Annotated in this window: 17 protein-coding genes; 7 read left to right on the top strand and 10 right to left on the bottom strand. The window is 44.6% G+C overall.

Annotated elements, in window-relative coordinates; all coding sequences use genetic code 11:
- Positions 1-53: 53 nt before the first annotated feature.
- The 6 genes from AB4405_RS18900 to AB4405_RS18875 all read right to left on the bottom strand — a co-directional run bounded on the left by AB4405_RS18900 (position 54) and on the right by AB4405_RS18875 (position 4895).
- Complete coding sequence (locus tag AB4405_RS18900) at positions 54-833, bottom strand: heme ABC transporter ATP-binding protein (protein ID WP_372062401.1); 780 nt, start codon at positions 831-833, stop codon at positions 54-56.
- A gap of 86 nt (positions 834-919) precedes the next feature.
- Entirely contained in the window at positions 920-1954 is a 1035-nt protein-coding gene (locus AB4405_RS18895; RefSeq protein WP_372062370.1) for a FecCD family ABC transporter permease, read from the bottom strand.
- Positions 1955-2096: 142 nt separating this feature from the next.
- The gene (locus AB4405_RS18890; RefSeq protein WP_372062400.1) at positions 2097-2999 is read right to left on the bottom strand and encodes a hemin ABC transporter substrate-binding protein; all 903 of its coding nucleotides are present in this window, start codon (positions 2997-2999) and stop codon (positions 2097-2099) included.
- Positions 3000-3076: 77 nt separating this feature from the next.
- On the bottom strand, positions 3077-3493 hold the full coding sequence (locus AB4405_RS18885) for a biopolymer transporter ExbD (RefSeq protein ID WP_102467957.1): 417 nt from the start codon (positions 3491-3493) through the stop codon (positions 3077-3079).
- Positions 3490-4185, bottom strand: coding sequence for a MotA/TolQ/ExbB proton channel family protein (locus AB4405_RS18880; protein ID WP_372062368.1), 696 nt, complete (start codon positions 4183-4185; stop codon positions 3490-3492). Before AB4405_RS18880 ends, AB4405_RS18885 begins: the two co-directional genes overlap by 4 nt.
- 2 nt (positions 4186-4187) lie before the next feature.
- A complete protein-coding gene (locus tag AB4405_RS18875) occupies positions 4188-4895 on the bottom strand; it encodes an energy transducer TonB (protein WP_408063640.1) in 708 nt (235 codons plus the stop codon).
- A 259-nt stretch (positions 4896-5154) separates the two neighbouring features.
- Here AB4405_RS18875 and hutW point away from each other — a divergent pair, with 259 nt between their 5' ends.
- The 3 genes from hutW (at position 5155) to hutZ (ending at position 7773) form a co-directional block, all read left to right on the top strand.
- A complete protein-coding gene (gene hutW / locus AB4405_RS18870) occupies positions 5155-6573 on the top strand; it encodes a heme anaerobic degradation radical SAM methyltransferase ChuW/HutW (RefSeq protein ID WP_372062365.1) in 1419 nt (472 codons plus the stop codon).
- 20 nt (positions 6574-6593) lie between these two features.
- Positions 6594-7100 (top strand): heme utilization cystosolic carrier protein HutX, encoded by a 507-nt coding sequence (gene hutX, locus AB4405_RS18865; protein WP_102467953.1) that lies wholly within the window; start codon positions 6594-6596, stop codon positions 7098-7100.
- A 130-nt stretch (positions 7101-7230) separates the two neighbouring features.
- Positions 7231-7773, top strand: a complete 543-nt coding sequence (gene hutZ, locus AB4405_RS18860; RefSeq protein WP_102467952.1) for a heme utilization protein HutZ — start codon at positions 7231-7233, stop codon at positions 7771-7773.
- A 140-nt stretch (positions 7774-7913) separates the two neighbouring features.
- Here hutZ and AB4405_RS18855 read toward each other — a convergent pair whose 3' ends face one another.
- The 3 genes from AB4405_RS18855 to nhaC form a co-directional block, all read right to left on the bottom strand.
- A complete protein-coding gene (locus AB4405_RS18855; RefSeq protein ID WP_372062399.1) occupies positions 7914-8816 on the bottom strand; it encodes an ROK family protein in 903 nt (300 codons plus the stop codon).
- A 118-nt stretch (positions 8817-8934) separates the two neighbouring features.
- The gene (locus tag AB4405_RS18850; protein WP_372062364.1) at positions 8935-10104 is read right to left on the bottom strand and encodes a MalY/PatB family protein; all 1170 of its coding nucleotides are present in this window, start codon (positions 10102-10104) and stop codon (positions 8935-8937) included.
- Between the two features lie 57 nt (positions 10105-10161).
- Positions 10162-11772, bottom strand: a complete 1611-nt coding sequence (gene nhaC / locus AB4405_RS18845) for a Na+/H+ antiporter NhaC (protein ID WP_372062362.1) — start codon at positions 11770-11772, stop codon at positions 10162-10164.
- A 42-nt stretch (positions 11773-11814) separates the two neighbouring features.
- On the opposite strand from nhaC, the gene AB4405_RS18840 reads away from it, so the two are divergent.
- Positions 11815-12807, top strand: coding sequence for a substrate-binding domain-containing protein (locus tag AB4405_RS18840; protein WP_102467949.1), 993 nt, complete (start codon positions 11815-11817; stop codon positions 12805-12807).
- Positions 12808-12814: 7 nt separating this feature from the next.
- Here AB4405_RS18840 and AB4405_RS18835 read toward each other — a convergent pair whose 3' ends face one another.
- Positions 12815-13720 (bottom strand): chemotaxis protein, encoded by a 906-nt coding sequence (locus AB4405_RS18835; protein ID WP_372062360.1) that lies wholly within the window; start codon positions 13718-13720, stop codon positions 12815-12817.
- Between the two features lie 186 nt (positions 13721-13906).
- Between AB4405_RS18835 and ppiC the strand changes: the two genes are divergently transcribed.
- The 3 genes from ppiC to AB4405_RS18820 all read left to right on the top strand — a co-directional run bounded on the left by ppiC (position 13907) and on the right by AB4405_RS18820 (position 16218).
- Positions 13907-14185: a peptidylprolyl isomerase PpiC gene (ppiC, locus tag AB4405_RS18830; RefSeq protein ID WP_102467947.1), complete on the top strand. Its 279-nt coding sequence runs from the start codon at positions 13907-13909 to the stop codon at positions 14183-14185.
- A 77-nt stretch (positions 14186-14262) separates the two neighbouring features.
- A complete protein-coding gene (locus tag AB4405_RS18825) occupies positions 14263-14619 on the top strand; it encodes a YibL family ribosome-associated protein (protein ID WP_102467946.1) in 357 nt (118 codons plus the stop codon).
- 240 nt (positions 14620-14859) lie between these two features.
- A complete protein-coding gene (locus AB4405_RS18820; protein WP_372062358.1) occupies positions 14860-16218 on the top strand; it encodes an alpha-amylase family glycosyl hydrolase in 1359 nt (452 codons plus the stop codon).
- Positions 16219-16226: the final 8 nt, after the last annotated feature.

Here is a 16226-nt window from a genome sequence, read left to right as displayed (position 1 = left end):
CGTTATATTATCAGCAGTTAAATTTATTTAATTGATATGTATTTGTCTGATAATTAACTGGCAAGGACCACAGGGAAGCCATTATTTGGGTGTTTGGTTATTATTGACTGATAGCCATAAACATCCTTAATCATTTTACTTGTAATGGCTTCCCAAGGTGTCCCATCAGCGACGATTTTTTGATTGTTTAGTACAATAATTCTATCTGAATATTGAGACGCTAAATTAAGATCATGAAGAACAACGACCACCGCTGTATTATGTTTGTCTGCCATCTCACGCGCCATCGACAATGTATTGTGCTGGTGGGCTAAGTCGAGCGCTGAGGTGGGTTCATCGAGCATCAAGATACGTTTCTCATTAGCATGGTGAAGCTGGCAGAGCACCCTTGCAAAATGAACGCGTTGTTTCTCCCCTCCCGATAACGTGGGGTACTGACGAGCGCCTAAGTGGGATATATCGACTTTTTCCATGTATTGCTGTGCAATGGCTTTGATTTCTTTATTCGGGAGGTTTAACGGTATCGCACCAAGCTCAACCACTTCTGAGGCAAGAAATGGAAAGCTTAGGGTGCTATGTTGCGCTAACAACCCTAAGTGTTTTGCTAGGGCAGACTTCTTCCAGTTATTTCGTGTTTTGCCAAAATAGTTCACATCTGCATTTGCTTCAATTTCGCCACTGAGGACTTTTAATAGTGTGCTTTTCCCTGCACCGTTGGGACCAAGTAATGCCGTGACCTCACCTGATTTCAAGTGAACCGAGACCCCATCTAGTATCATACGTTGCCCAAAGTGCACGCAGATGTTTTCTGCCGAGATAGCGGCCGATTGGATGTTCTGGCTCATTGATATGGTAGCGGTATGGGGGGGCTTTGAGCCGTCTACACGATCTTCTAGCGAGCGGCCTGTGTTCGTTAGCATCATAATATTTTCCCTTTTTGTTGGAAGAGTAAATAGAGGAAAAATGGGGCGCCAACCATTGCTGTGACGATGCCGACAGGGAGTTCTGCCGGCGCAACTGCCACTCTAGCAATCATGTCTGCAGCCGTCATTAGAAGTGCGCCAAGTAAAGCTGAAACAGGCAGCAGCGTACGATGGTCTGGACCAATTAGCATTCGACCTAAATGTGGGATAACTAGACCAATGAACCCAATCGGCCCAGAAACACTAACGGTCACTCCAACCCCCGCCGCTGTGAGTAGAATAAGCTGACGTTTAAGGCGTTGAACCGGGATACCTAAATGCGTTGCCTCAGATTCGCCCAGAAGCAGTGCATTCAGTGCCATCGCTTTTCTAGAAAAAAGAAAAAACAGCACTAAAAGTGTGGCGAGAGAAAGTAAGATTTTCCCCCACGTTGCGCCAGCAAGTGAACCCATCGACCATAATGACAAGTCTCGCAACATCTGATCATCGGCTAGAAAATTAAGATACCCAATGCCTGCGCCAGCAAGCGCGCTGATCGCGACGCCGGCGAGTAACATAATGGTGACTGATGTGCCAAATTTACCAGACCCGAGCTTGTACACTAATATGGTGGTCAATGCGCCGCCCAAGAAAGCAAAAATGGGCACGATAGCAAGGTTCATGAACGCAGGGAATTGTATCCCTAATAATGAGAAACTGACGATGGCAATTGCGCCGCCCAGAGAAGCGCCGGCTGACACACCAATAATGCCGGGCTCTGCAAGGGGGTTTCGAAACAACCCCTGCATCACAGTACCGCAAAGTGCGAGAATGGCACCAACAAGCATGCATAACAAAGTACGTGGCAATCGAATATCATTGACGACCAAGGTGACATGAGGGGCAAGTTGGTCAGAATTTGCCGTTAAAGCGAGGAGGCTGTCAAAGAACGTGATGTTCATGGGGCCGACTGTGATCGAATAGATCGCAGCCACGCTTAATAAAGCTGTGAAGCCAAAAAATAAGAATGATGACGGTAAATGTCTAAGCATAAATTCAACACGGTTCATTGGAAATGGGGGGTAACTCGTTTGTTAACTTGATCAGCAAACGAGCTAAGCTGTGATATTTGAGTCCAATACTTGGGGGACGGTCAGTTATTTTTCTATCCTTTTTTATGAGGTCGACCGTCGGTTATTGTGCGTATAACAATTGATTAATACGTTCGGCCTCCGACAGGCTTTTTAACCCTAGTCCGCCGACAAGAGCGTGGCCATCGATCGTGATAAATTGCTTGTTCTGTCCTGCTGGCGTGGCAGAGAGTAAAGGCAATGCTTTCAATAAAGCATCACTGCCACCCATTTTTTTGTAGCTTCTTCCACTCACTAAAATTACGTCTGGTTGCATTTCAATGATGGCTTCGTTTGACAAAGGTTTATAGGCGTTCAGCTGCTTTGCCGCGGGGTTAATTCCGCCCGCAAGATCAATAATGGCATCTGGTGTAGTGCCACTTCCCGCGACGTTAGCTGGCCTGCCTTCATGGATTAACAGGAATAGAACTTTTTTCTTAGCTGACTCGGTCGAGGGTTGGTTAGCGGTAAGCGAATGCAGTTGTTCGTTGATGTTGGCGTTAAGCGCTGCAACGTTATCTTCTTTATTAGTCAATGCGGCTATTTGTTCAATACGGTGCTTCAATCCTGAGACCGTTGGAGATGAATCAACCACCTCCACCTGAACACCCGCCTGTTTTAGTTGGGTAAGCGCAGGCTTAGGGCCCATTTCATCCGAACCAATGATGATGCTTGGCTCCAAAGCGAGTAGGCCTTCAGCAGATAGAGCTCGATGATAGCCGACCTTAGGGAGCGAACTGCCTTTAGGGGCGACGCTTGTGACATCCACACCGACGAGTTGATTATCTGCGCCGAGGGCTATTAATAACTCCGTGACCGATGCACCAGCGCTGACAATTTTTGTTGTTTCTGACATTGAATGGGTGGTATTGCTGGTTTGTGCGTATGCGTGAAACGTTACTAAAGATGTAATAGAGGTAAGCAATACCGTTTTGCGTAGCGTATGCAGCACACTTTGAAGGTTCATGGTTTTTAAGTCCGTGGTTTTTAAGTCCATAGTTGGTAGATCCATAGTCGGTCGATTCCTAATTAATTTCTGGCTTATTAGTTAACGGCTTCTTCCGTCAGTAACTGTGTGGCGGGTATACCGTTGTCTTGCATGAAGGCCAGCAACTTAACGAGGTGTTGTACTTCGGCGGCTTTATCTGCCGCAATAATAATGGGACGATTGGTGGATTTCGCCTCTTCTAACAGTGCGACTTTGAAGTTATCCCAATCAATATATTCCTTTGAGTTAAGTGCCCAATAGGGTGAGCTGGTTAATATATTGACCGTTAGGGATTCAGTTTCAACGGCGGACACTAAATTTGAATCCGTCGCGGGCAGAGCTACATCTAAACTCTCGAGTCGAACCGAAGCGGTTAACATCAAAAACACCATGACAATAAATATGATGTCCAGCAACGGCGTAAGATCTGGATAGAGTGGTGCGTTTTTGGATGGTTCGCTGATCTTTATCATCGTGCTTCCATGATCGGCAGTTTATCGATGTTTTGGGTATGTAATGGTTCTTTGTCAGAATGCGGCATCTCTACACCTTCTAGCCAAAGATTGACGTAATTAAGCGTGTGTTCCAGTTTAGCGACGACTCTTTCCGCCCATAAACCGATTAACTGTGCTCCAGCAATTGCGGGCAGCGCAATAATTAGCCCTGCGGCAGTCGTGCGCATAGCCAACCCTAAACCTTGCGCAAGGTCGTTCGGAGTCACATTGCCTGATGCTGCCGCAATCCCTTTAAACATATCGATCAGCCCCAACACCGTACCCAATAAACCAATCAGCGGGCTGATGACACCAATTAAAGACAGCAGTTTTAATCCAGAATGCAGTTGGTGACGTTTGGCTTGCAGCCAAATACTGGCCGCATCTTCGCGCAGAGATTTAGCAAATGAATGATGAGCGAGCAGCATGGCTACACCTCGATAAAGGAGTGGTCGCTTATCCGACAGTGTTGAAGCGAGTTGCTCAATGTCATTTGCGTTAGTGGGTGACACTTGGTTCAAGTGTTGGCGAATGGCACGCTTGCCAACACCGGTACTGATAGCGATCTGAAATAATCGTTCAATAATAATCATTGCAGTAAGTGCTGAGCACATGAGCAATGGCCATGTCATAAGGCCGAGTTGCTGTTGTAGAGAGTCTAAATGTTCCATGATTAATCCAATTTAAAACGAACAGGAATTTGAATTCGGTGTGCAACGGCAACTCCTTTGACGGTGTATGCAGTAAACTGCCATTGCTTGATCGCGTCGAGAGCGGTTTTATCCAAAATGGTGGCACCAGAGGATGTCACAAGGACTTGTTTTGTTTGGTTCCCCGATTCATCTAACCAAATCTCATAAGTAGCAGTGCCTTCAATACCACGCTTTCTCGCAATCCTTGGATAGCGAGGCTGGACGGGTGTGGTTGAAAAAGAAGGCGTTTCTAACAATATTGGTTCACTGCTTACCCCTTTATTAACGATCGCAGCTTGTGCATTTACAGGAGGAGAATCGGTTTCACTCGCCGTTTTAGTCAGGTCGTTAATAGACTTGGTTTTATTTTCTTTGGGTGTATTGTCAGGTAATTCTTGTTGCTTTTTCTTAACTTGAGCATTGTTCTTATGCAGATCGCGCTCAGTTTTAACTACTTTTTTCGGCGGTTTAGACGTGACTTTCTTTTTCTTTAATGGTGCAGGCTTTGGTTCAACGGTTTGCGAACTCGCTGATTCTGTAGTTTCTTTTTTAGGTTCAGTATTATTCTGTTTAGGTGGCTCTGAAGCAGCCTGTGCAGGTGCTGATTGAGCGACAAAATTCAAAGAAACGGAGGAGGATTGGCTTCCAGAAGGCATCGCAAAGACCTTCTGTTCATTGTCGACCAACATGAAACTAAGATGTATCGCAACAGATAACCCTCCTGCAACGGCATACCTTTTAATGTTCACATTTTACCTCTGTTCATTGTGAGTCTCTGTCTATATGACGTGGTGGGCTATGACGCCCATTGGTTTTTAAAAGCCAATTATGTATCACAATGAAAATAAGATCAATTATCAATTGCATTATCATTTGCATCAAATTATGATCATGAAAATGTTGTAATGAGTACTGCCGTACAGGGCTGAGCTCTGTCAGAGAATAGCTATGAATATTGATTTAACTCGCTTAAACAGCTCACACTTTGGTGTGGCTTCACCGGATCCATTACGTTTTGCATTTACTCAAAAAACCTCTCCTCACGCTGGAGGTATGGGCATGCCAGTATCATCAGAGCGTCGAGAATCCTTATTTCGAGATCTGACGAACCAACCTTCATCACGCTCCAAGAAACGATGTCTTTATATACATATCCCATTTTGTCGAGTGCGATGTACGTTTTGTAATTTCTTTCAAAATGCCGCCAGTCGCCAGTTAGTGGATGATTACTTCGCAGCATTGTTACAAGACATTGAGGCCAAATCTCGACTACCGTGGACACAATCCGGACTTTTTCATGCTGTTTATATTGGCGGTGGTACGCCAACTGATTTGTCTCCTGATCAGATAGAAAAATTAGGCCAGGCGATCAAGCGTTCTTTTCCACTGGCAACTGACTGCGAAATGACGCTAGAAGGGCGGACTAATCGTTTTACGGATGAGATGTTTGATAAAGCCTTAGAGGGGGGATTCAACCGTTTTTCATTTGGTGTACAGAGCTTTAATACCAAGGTAAGACGAAGTGCTAAGCGCTTGGATGACAGAGAAGTGGTGCTTGATCGTGTCTCAGCATTAAGTGCGAGAGACGAAGCCCCTATTGTTATCGACTTACTTTATGGCTTGCCTTATCAAACGTTAGAGGTTTTCGCTCAAGACTTAGAGGACTTTAAGTCATCGGGTGCACATGGCATTGATCTATACCAACTCGTAATTGGTGGTAATGCACCCATGCTGAACTTGGTTGAGAAAGGGCGTATTGACCCGCCCGCTACTTCAGCAGAAAAAGCCAGCATGTATGAACTTGGCGTTAAATTCATGGATGAGCACTTTATCAAGCAGTTAAGCGTCAATCACTGGGCAAGAGACAACAGAGAGCGCAGTCAATACAACAGCGTCGCAAAAACGTATGCGGAAGTATTGCCAATAGGCTGTGGTGCCGGTGGCAATATTGGCGGCTATGGCATGATGAATCATCGCTCATTGGACGCGTATATGTCAGCAATGCGTTCTGGCAATAGCCCCATCGCGATGATGACGAAACAGCACGACCTCGAACCGGTATTTGCGAGCCTGAAAGCCGGGTTTGATAGCGGTGTGGTTCGCAGGAGCGAACTAAATACCATCGGGAAATACGACACTTTTACGGTGCTAACGCCATTATTCAAGGTTTGGCAGCAAAACGGTCTTGTGGAATTAAAAGACGATTATTTGGTCTTAACGTTAGCAGGAAGTTTTTGGGCGGTGACTTTGGCTCAGGGCGCGATCACGGCGTTGTCGACTCAAGGCAATACACAATCGACGGTGAACTCAAACTCAGCGTCTCATTCTCATCATCAATCGAGTACGCAATCAAAACTCGCTGGATAACGAAAAATATAGGAATTGAAATGACAGCAACACTAAACCAACAAGTTGAGGCAATTTTAGCGGATGAACCAGCACTTCTTCCTGCCGCCATCGCCCTACAGCTAGAAGTCAGTGAATGTGATGTGGTTTGCGCCTTCCCCGCCGACATGGTTGCGATATCCGATGGCAGCATGGCTCAAGAGATCTTGGAATCACTGACAACATGGGGGCCTGTAACCACGATCGTACACTCATTTGGTTCCATCTTTGAGGTTAAAGCGCCTTTCCCTAAAGGAAAAGTGGCACGTGGCTATTACAACTTAATGGGCAAGGAAGGCGAATTGCATGGCCACCTTAAGCTCGACTTAATCGTCAAAGTGGCCTTGGTTAGTAAACCATTTATGGGTAACGAGAGTCATTACTTTGGCTTTTTTGACGAACAGGGCAATAACGTTTTCAAAATCTATCTAGGCCGAGACAAAAAACGCCAATTATTGTCAGACCAAGTGATACGTTTCAAAGAGATGCAGAACATGATTCGAGGCTAATGTAACGAATTTAAGGTGACGCGTCGGATGCAGGTTAGCCGAGTTCGACGCTAAGCTAGCGCGATATTATTATAGATAAAAAGCTCATCAATAAGACCTATTATAAAAATTAAGAAAGTAAGGAAATAAAATGGATAAGCAAGTTAAGCAAGAGCGTTTGCAAGGACGTTTAGGACCTGAGATAAAAGAATTCCGTCAAGGGCGTAAAACCATTCAGCTAGCGACCGTTGATGCGGAAGGTTGTCCTAATGTGAGTTATGCGCCGTTTGTACAAAATCAACAAGGTTACTTTGTGCTGATTTCCCAAATTGCACGTCATGCACGTAATTTACAAGCTAACCCTAATGTGTCTCTGATGATGATCGAAGATGAGTCGGAGAGTAAACAACTATTTGCTCGTAAACGCTTAACGTTTGATGCGATTGCAACGGTAGTGGAAAGAGAAACACCACAATGGCATGCGGTAGTGAATCAAATGCAAGAGCGGTTTGGCGAGATTATTGATGGATTAAGCCAGCTACAAGATTTTGTTTTGTTTAACTTAAAGGCCGAGCAGGGGCTCTTTGTAAAAGGCTTTGGTCAAGCTTATCAAGTGTCGGGTGATGATTTAGTGGATTTCGTCCATCTGCAAGAAGGCCATCGTCGTGTCGAGACGGCTGAGAAAGTAGATTGATATCGGCTGAATAATATTACACGCATAAGGGGCTACGATTGTTGCAGAGTGCAGACCCTTATGCGAAGACATCGAGGAACCATGTAGAATCAATAAGTCATCGCGCTGAATTATATTAGCTACGCATGAATCAGAGGTAGCTAAGCATGAATAATAGGTAACCATGCTGCGCCACGTACGCCGCTGCTGTCGCCGTATTTGGCTTTAAGTATCGGCGTATAACTATCAGGGCTAAAAACATATTGAGTCATTTGTTTTTCAATATCCGAATAAAGCGATGCTACCTGTGACAGACCACCGCCAATGACGATGGCATCCGGGTCTATCATATTGATAATGTATGCAAAGCTACGAGCGATGTGGTCAACAAGTTGATAGTAAGATAATCTCGCTTTATGGTCACCTCGCTGGTAAGCCTCGATGATTTCTGGAGCCGATTTGGTTTCGGAAAATCGTTGAGCGTATTGCACTTCAAACCCTGTACCAGATATAAATCGCTCAATGCAATTTTGACGACCACAATAGCAGGGCTGACCAATGCCATCTTTTGAATATTCATAATTTGGTAAGGGATTATGGCCCCATTCACCACAAATCGCATTGGCACCAATAATCAATTGCTGATTCACGACGAGTCCACCACCACAACCGGTTCCAAGAATGACGCCAAAGACCACTTTTTTCCCTGCTGCCACTCCGTCCATGGCTTCTGACAATGCAAAGCAATTGGCGTCATTGGCAATGTATACATCTCGATTCAGCGCTTTCTCTAAATCTTGTTTTAGATGCCTACCATTTAAGAAGGTGCAGTTGGCATTCTTAACAACGTGGGTTTTGGGGCATATTGCGCCTGGAAGGCCTAAACCAATACTGCCTTTTTTACCGAGTTTAGCCTCCGCTTGTATCACCAATTCGGTAATCGATGAGATAAAGTTGGCGTAATTGTTCGGTGTCACAATTCTTTCTTTTATGAGTTCTTCATTATGTTGATTGTAAGCTCGGAGTTCAATTTTTGTTCCGCCAATGTCTAGGCCAAATTTTATTGTATTCATGATCTTTGGGTTCTCAAGCGGGTCATTAGAGGGGTTAACGAAAAGAGCAGTAAACGGAGTTATCTGCTCTTGGGCGCAATGGCTTTATCGTTCGAATTACGTCTATTCGTTATTCGAGTACGGTACGAAGCCGAGCAATCTTTTCTTGTAAGATTGACGTTGGGCAGCCTAGGTTAAGACGTATAAACCCTTGGCCTTGCTCACCGAAGCTATAACCCATTGTAGGGATGACACCAGCGCGGTGTAGTCTGTTTTCTAGCTCTTGGTCACTAAGATTGAGAGCTCGACAATCTAACCATGCCAAATAGGTGGATTCTTGTTGTCGGTATTTCACTTTTTTCAGCTCAGAATCAACAAATTGTGCCAGCACGCAGTTATTGTTTTCTAGGTAACGCAAGGTTTCACTCAACCATTCTCGGCCATGGCGATATGCAGATTGGTTCGCCAGTAAGCTTAGTGAGCTGTATACATCAATACCGTATGCCAATAGCTTTGATTTTAATGCGATGGCTTCTTTTTCATTTGGGATCATCGTGTTTGTCAGACGCATTGATGGCAAGCCAAAGGATTTAGTACCCGCAATACACACCGCCATTTTCTGACGATACTTAGGGTTAACTCGTAAACAGCTGAAGAACTTATGGCCACTAAACACCACATCTGCCCAGATTTCATCTGAGATAATATAGGTGCCGTACTGATGACAGAGCGCACACACTTTCGTGACTTCTGCTTCAGACCATACACGCCCGCCCGGATTGTGAGGGTTACATAGCATGAGAATCTTGATTCCCGTTTTTAGCTGACGCTCGAGATCCTCAAAATCAATCGTGTAATAGCCATCATTATTGTCGAGTGGTGATACGGCAAGTGAGCGATGGGTGTTTTCAATGGTGCGATAAAAAGCGTGGTACACCGGACTGAACACCAAGACTTGGTCACCAGGGTTACTCCATCGTTCAATCAACATGGCAATGGCAGGAAGGCTTCCGGGCGTAGTGTGAAACCATTCTTTCTTCAGTTCGACTTGATGATTCTCAGACCACCAATCAATCACCGAGTTAAAGTATTCATCGCTGCGCTCTGAGTACCCAAAGACGCCGTGTTCAATGCGCTCTTTAAGAGGGGCAGTGATGAATTCTGGTGCTTTAAAGTCCCAGTCAGATACCCAGCTAGGTAGCGCTTCTCCTTTTGGAACCCCGAGCCACTTTTCCATGTAGTCCCACTTGAGGCAATCGGTATCATAGCGATTGATAACGGTATCTAATTCGTGTTGCATAAATGTCCTCATTCGTCATGGGAAGCGTTAGCTTCCCATTGTTGTGTTGATTTTTTACTAAATAGTGGCGGTTTTTTTCGCTGCGTCTGATTGCTGAGACTTAGCAGTATGGACAGCGTCTTTTAGCTTTGCGATGCCGATACCGCTAGAAGCCCAAATCATGGCAAAGAACACACCAGAGTAGTTTTGCACTGCCCAAGGAAGGTAATCGAGCGTTGCTACCCCGAGCGTTGCTGCCATAAATACACCAGCGTTTGTCCAAGGAATGAGCGGCTCAATAACCGTGCCCGCATCTTCGATAGTTCGTGATAAGTTTTTCGCATCCAACTGCATACGCTTGTATGTATCTCGGAACAGCTCTGACGGAATGAGCAGGGCTAGCTTACCGTCTGAGGTGGTACAAACCACGGTTAATGTGGTGACAATAGTCGCCCCAATTAAGCTTGCAGTGCCTTTAATACCTTTGGCCAAAATGTTAACCAAAACAGTTAAACCACCCGTGAGAGCCAGTGTGCCAGCAAACGAGAAAGCGCAGAATACAAGTAACACAACGCCCATCATTGATGACATGCCGCCACGATTGACCAGGGTTAATACGTCGCTGACTATTTCAACATGGCCTAAACCTGCACTTGCAAACATGGAGGCGTTAAATCCACCTAGCGTAGAATTAAGCGCTGTCGCGAGGTCAAAGCCTTGAAATACGATGGCATTAATGATGGCGATAGAGATAGCAGCGATCATTAATGGGATAGTTGGAAGCTTGCGTATCGCACCCCAAAGAATCAAGACAGGCGGTAGTAGCAAGAAGATATTTAACGAGAAAAGTTCATCCAAGTTGGCCAATATAGCGATGATTTTTTCGGGAGTGTCTGCTGAGACATCACTGTTTCCCGCAAAGAAAAAAACCACAGAAGCAAGCAAAAATGCCGGAATTGTTGTCCAAAGCATGTGTTGAATATGCGAGTACAAATCAGTACCAGCAACAACCGGTGCAAAGTTAGTAGAGTCGGAAAGAGGGGAGATCTTATCACCGAAATACGCGCCAGAGACAACGGCTCCAGCCACAGCGGCTAGGTTAGCATCCATACCTGTCGCGACACCCATTAAAGCGACACCGACGGTACCCGCCGAGCCCCAAGACGTCCCTGTACACAGAGAGACCAAACTGGTGACGAGAAACGCAGTGAGGATAAGGTACTCGGGACTGATGACTTTCAAACCGTAATACACCAGCATTGGAATGGTGCCACCGATCATCCAACTACCAATTAAGCCGCCAACTAAGACGAGAATGAACACTGCAGGCAAAGCCTTAGCAAGCCTTTCTACAATTGCATTTTGAATATCATTCCAGCCATAACCTAGCTTCCATGCGACACATGAAGCAACAATAGCTGAAGCAAGAAGCAAGCTTTCAATGGGTAAACCAAAGACGCCGTATCCGACGACTAAGAACAGCAACATGGTGAGAATTGGCAACAAGGCCAATCCTACTGAAGGGGTCGATACCGTATTTTCTTTCATGTAAATTACATCCTGATTGTTATGCGTAGGGCGAATGTTTTTTAGAGTAATTATTAGATTTATTGTGCAGATAAAGCATATATTGAGATATAGACGGAATCTGTGATGAAATTCAATAATGTAATAATTTGAAATTGCCATGTAAATTACATTAATGCATAGTGACAAAAAAAGGAGATAATAATGGCTACAATTAATGATGTCGCAAAATCGGCGGGGGTCTCTACCGCGACCGTATCTCGCGTTATAAACCATTCTTCAAACGTGGTACCTGAAACGGTCAGTTTGGTTGAAAAAGCGATGCGTGATGTTGGCTATAAAATTAAAGGTAATCAACGTCTTAATATAAACCAAGGCTTAAATGCGATTGGTTTGATTGTCAGTCGTTTTAACTCGCCTTTTTATGGGCTATTGAGCCAAGGCGTAGAGAAAATTGCTAAGCAACACGATAAAAAAATGATCGTGGCGAGCGGCAATTATGATGCGGATTGTGAAGAGGATGCAATCAAGTTCATGTTGAGCAAAGGATGTCGCAATATTGTGATCCACAGCAAGGTTATGAGTGACAAATCCTTGGTCGAGTACGCAAAACAGCTCCCTGGTCTTGTCGTGATCAACCGTCTTGTTCCAACAATTGAAGAACAATGCGTATGGCTAGACAACAGTGAAGGGACCTACCAAGCGACTCAACACTTGATAGAGCAGGGGCATCGTAAGATTGCCTTTCTGTCGTGTGATACAGAGGTTGATGATAAGTTTCTGAGGTTTGATGGTTACCGAAGAGCGCTGGATGATGCCGGTATCGAGTTTAACCCAGACTGGGTAGAAGAGGTTCCTTTTGGTGAGCAAGGGGGAGCACTTGCGGCGACGAATTTCTTAAACAAAGGGCTGCCGATGACCGCAATGGTCGCTTTTAATGATTTTTTTGCCGCAGCCGCCATTCAAGTGTTCAAAGAGCATGGTGTCTCTGTCCCTGAACAGTTGTCGATTATTGGTTTTGATGATGTATTACCTCAGTGCTATTTCTCACCAAAGTTGACGACGATTCGCAGCCCTATAGAAAGTATGGCAATAAATGCGGCGCGAATCTCGATAGAAGGGCGACAAAGTGCGGTGTCTCGCTCTTTTCATCCTTTATTGATAAAGCGCGACTCCGTTATGCCTGTACGATGTTAGGAAATGACTAATGTTCGCTGAAGGTTTCTGCGCCCCTAAGCATTGCTTCAATGAGTTCACCCGCATTGAATTTCATTAATGCTTCATGGGCTCCTACCTGCCTAGCTCGGTCGGTACACATTTCACTCGATAATGAGGTGTGTAGGATGCGATAAGCTTGGTTTAATGACGAATCATTTTGTACTTCAAAGACCAGTTCATAGCCATCTAGGCCAGGCATTTCGATGTCACTGACGAGGATATCAACCGCGTTGCTTCTATTGGCTTGATCACGCATAAACGCCAATGCGCTATTCCCGTCTTTACAGATATTGAACGGGATATTGATTTGATTGAGTGCATCACCTAGTTGTTTTCTCGCAATCGATGAGTCATCGACAAGCAACACATTGAGAGCTTTCATTCGTTCACGTTGTACATCGGTTAACATCGGGATTTTGGTATCCGCGTATTGTGGGTAGATTTTTGACAGTAACAGTTCTAAATCAAGCAGTTGCACAATGTCACCGTTAAACTTGGTCACTCCCGTCACAAAGATGTTTTTTCCTGAACTGTCTGGAGCGGGTTCTATTTCTCTCCAGTTACACTCGATGATTTTATCTATTTCTCTGACCATAAACGCAACCACGGTCCGAAGACAATCCGTGACAACAAGGTAGGTGCTGGAATATTCTTCTGGCGTGATAGGTCGAAAACCAATGGCTGCCGCCATATCGATGACAGGAACCGTTAATCCCCGGATGCTAACCGTGCCCACAACGTGCTGATGAGAATAAGGGATCTGAGTTGTCGGCAAGAATGGGACTATTTCTCGAACCTTAAGCGTACCGATAGCAAAGCGCTGCTTTTGCATATTAAGAGTGAACAATAACATGCCTTGTGCTTGATTTGCTTTACTTATAGTTGGCGACATCGAATACATACCCTAAGTTGGTGACAGTCTAATTCTATAGAATAGTTTTAAATTTCCCTAACTTATCTGCGGCAGATCAGAATAAAGTTGAAGCTGCTTAGATTGTAAACGTGATTTCGATCGCATAATGATTTACACTCTCGCTATTATTAGCATCTCATCGTTTTGTATTAGGGTAGACACGTCATGGCAAGAACTGCGGCCGCACTGCACATTTTGGTTAAGCATAAAGAACAAGCTGAAGATATTATTAGCCAATTAAAAAAAGGCGCCAAGTTCCAGGCTCTTGCAAAGAAACACTCAACGTGTCCTTCTGGCAAAAAAGGTGGTGACTTAGGCGAATTTCGCAAAGGTCAAATGGTGCCACAATTTGATAAAGTGTGTTTCACTGGTGAAGTCTTGACTCCGCACTTAGTAAAAACCAAATTTGGCTGGCATGTTGTTAAGGTGCTTTATCGGACCTAAACTTAGCGGCATGACCGTTAAGTCTGTGATACACTCCGCGTCCGTTTTATTCATTCGTTTACTAGGTTCAGATAACAATGAGCATGAAAAAAGAAATTCAAACACTTAAAAACCGTCTTGATGCATGTCAGCATAAGCTTAACAGCGCTAAAGCTCGTGGTGACAACGAGATGATCTCCAAATTTACGGATGAAATTGAGAAACTAACGAAAAAACTGGCACAGCTAAAACACAAAGCTAGCTATGACATGAATCAAGAGCGTAAAAGCTTGTTGGATATGCCGTTTTATCGTGAAATCACTAAAGCAGAGCAGGCTGATCTTGGCAAGCTTAAGAAATCGGTTAAGGGCCTTGTTGTGGTTCACCCAATGACCAAAATTGGCAAAGAGCTGCGTCTTGATGTAATGACAGGTTTTGCTCCGAAAAAATTCTAATCGTTTTCTACGATAGGAAAAACGCGCTTACTGAAGCGCGTTTTTTTGTGCCCAAATTTCATGAAACAGTAAGGGTTTGGTGTGAAACTAATCATTGAACTCGCTCAGTGGGACATAAGTTCACGAAGGCTACGCCTTGTTTCTCATACAATAGAAAATGTCTAGAGGATGATTTGAACCTTGTTAGGTTCTATATAATCGTTGTTAGAGTAAAAGACTCATTTTTGACAGGAGTGAACCATGTCACAGTCAACGACTAGCCAGAGTAATGTCATTTTGCATGCTTTTGATTGGCCGTATGCATTGGTAGCGGAAAGAGCGGAAGAAATTAAAGCACTAGGCTATAAAACCGTGCTCGTTTCTCCTCCGATGAAATCCTTTAGACAGTCTTTGCCGGTTCAATGGTGGCAATTGTATCAGCCGCAAGACTATCGAGTAATCGATAATAAGTTGGGCAATACAGAAGACTTTAAGGCAATGATGGCCGCCCTTAATGAACAGGGGGTGTGGGTATACATTGACGTTGTTTTCAATCATATGGCAAACGAATCTGGTTCAAGGTTGGATCTTCAATACCCGAGCAACGCTGATATTGAAGGCTACCAAGCGCATTCCCAATACTTCGAACAGCAAAAACTATTTGGGGATTTGAATGAGCCTCTTTTTGATGAGAATGATTTCGTTGAAGCATTTGGTATCAAGAACTGGAAAGATCGCTGGGAAGTCCAACATGGACGCTTAACCGGTGGACCCAGTGACCCAGGTTTACCAACCCTACGCACGAGCAAACGCGTCATTGAGCAACAACAAGCTTATTTACGCGCGATGAAGAATCTTGGGGTGCGTGGATACCGCATTGATGCGGCCAAACACCTAAGCCTCGAGCACATTCAAGCGGTGTTTACTCAAGATATTACGGAAGGGATGCACGTATTTGGCGAGATCATCACGGATGGCGGAGCCACGAAAGAAGAATACGAGTTGTTTTTGCAGCCGTACTTAGAGGAGACTCGGCTTGCCGCCTATGATTTCCCATTGTTCAATACGGTATTTGAGGTGTTTGAGAAGAAAGGTAGTATGGCGTCACTAATTGACCCTTATTGCTTTGGTCAAGCGCTGACAAATGCTCGTTCGATTACCTTTGCTACGACTCATGATATTCCAAACAACGATGTTTTTCAGAATCTTGTGTTGGATGAACAAAATGAATGGTTGGCTTATGTGTATATTCTTGGGCGGGATGGCGGCGTGCCATTGATCTATTCTGATCTTGATCCTAGCGGAATTAAGAATCAGCAAGGGCAACCACGTTGGATGAATGCTTGGAAAGATGAGAAATTATCGCAGTTGATCCAGTTCTACCACCGTATGCATGGTGAAGCTTTCGAGATTGTAGAAGCCAATGATGACATCCTTGCGTTTACCCGTGGAGATAAGGGGCTGGTGATCATTAATAAATCTTCACGAGAAAAAAGTGTGTCGGTGGATACAACGGTAAAGTTGCAATCTGCATTAAGCGACCGATTATCCGTAGCCAGTGGCGTTGTGACGGTTCCAGAACATTCTGCCGCGATATTTTATATCCAACCGAAAAAATAGTAATAAAA

The organism is Vibrio sp. 10N.261.51.F12, assembly GCF_041471725.1.
Lineage (GTDB): Bacteria > Pseudomonadota > Gammaproteobacteria > Enterobacterales > Vibrionaceae > Vibrio.
Note: the sequence above shows the minus strand (reverse complement) of the source record. Positions and strands in the feature narration are given on the sequence as shown.

Excerpts from the sequence above, each read along its gene's own strand:
- AB4405_RS18895 (WP_372062370.1), bottom strand. The coding sequence starts at position 1,954 with ATGCTTAGACATTTACCGTCATCATTCTTATTTTTTGGCTTCACAGCT.
- AB4405_RS18890 (WP_372062400.1), bottom strand. The coding sequence starts at position 2,999 with ATGAACCTTCAAAGTGTGCTGCATACGCTACGCAAAACGGTATTGCTT.
- AB4405_RS18885 (WP_102467957.1), bottom strand. The coding sequence starts at position 3,493 with ATGATAAAGATCAGCGAACCATCCAAAAACGCACCACTCTATCCAGAT.
- AB4405_RS18880 (WP_372062368.1), bottom strand. The coding sequence starts at position 4,185 with ATGGAACATTTAGACTCTCTACAACAGCAACTCGGCCTTATGACATGG.
- AB4405_RS18875 (WP_408063640.1), bottom strand. The coding sequence starts at position 4,895 with ATGTTGGTCGACAATGAACAGAAGGTCTTTGCGATGCCTTCTGGAAGC.
- hutW (WP_372062365.1), top strand. The coding sequence starts at position 5,155 with ATGAATATTGATTTAACTCGCTTAAACAGCTCACACTTTGGTGTGGCT.
- hutX (WP_102467953.1), top strand. The coding sequence starts at position 6,594 with ATGACAGCAACACTAAACCAACAAGTTGAGGCAATTTTAGCGGATGAA.
- hutZ (WP_102467952.1), top strand. The coding sequence starts at position 7,231 with ATGGATAAGCAAGTTAAGCAAGAGCGTTTGCAAGGACGTTTAGGACCT.
- AB4405_RS18850 (WP_372062364.1), bottom strand. The coding sequence starts at position 10,104 with ATGCAACACGAATTAGATACCGTTATCAATCGCTATGATACCGATTGC.
- nhaC (WP_372062362.1), bottom strand. The coding sequence starts at position 11,772 with ATGGCAATTTCAAATTATTACATTATTGAATTTCATCACAGATTCCGT.
- AB4405_RS18840 (WP_102467949.1), top strand. The coding sequence starts at position 11,815 with ATGGCTACAATTAATGATGTCGCAAAATCGGCGGGGGTCTCTACCGCG.
- AB4405_RS18835 (WP_372062360.1), bottom strand. The coding sequence starts at position 13,720 with ATGTCGCCAACTATAAGTAAAGCAAATCAAGCACAAGGCATGTTATTG.
- ppiC (WP_102467947.1), top strand. The coding sequence starts at position 13,907 with ATGGCAAGAACTGCGGCCGCACTGCACATTTTGGTTAAGCATAAAGAA.
- AB4405_RS18825 (WP_102467946.1), top strand. The coding sequence starts at position 14,263 with ATGAGCATGAAAAAAGAAATTCAAACACTTAAAAACCGTCTTGATGCA.
- AB4405_RS18820 (WP_372062358.1), top strand. The coding sequence starts at position 14,860 with ATGTCACAGTCAACGACTAGCCAGAGTAATGTCATTTTGCATGCTTTT.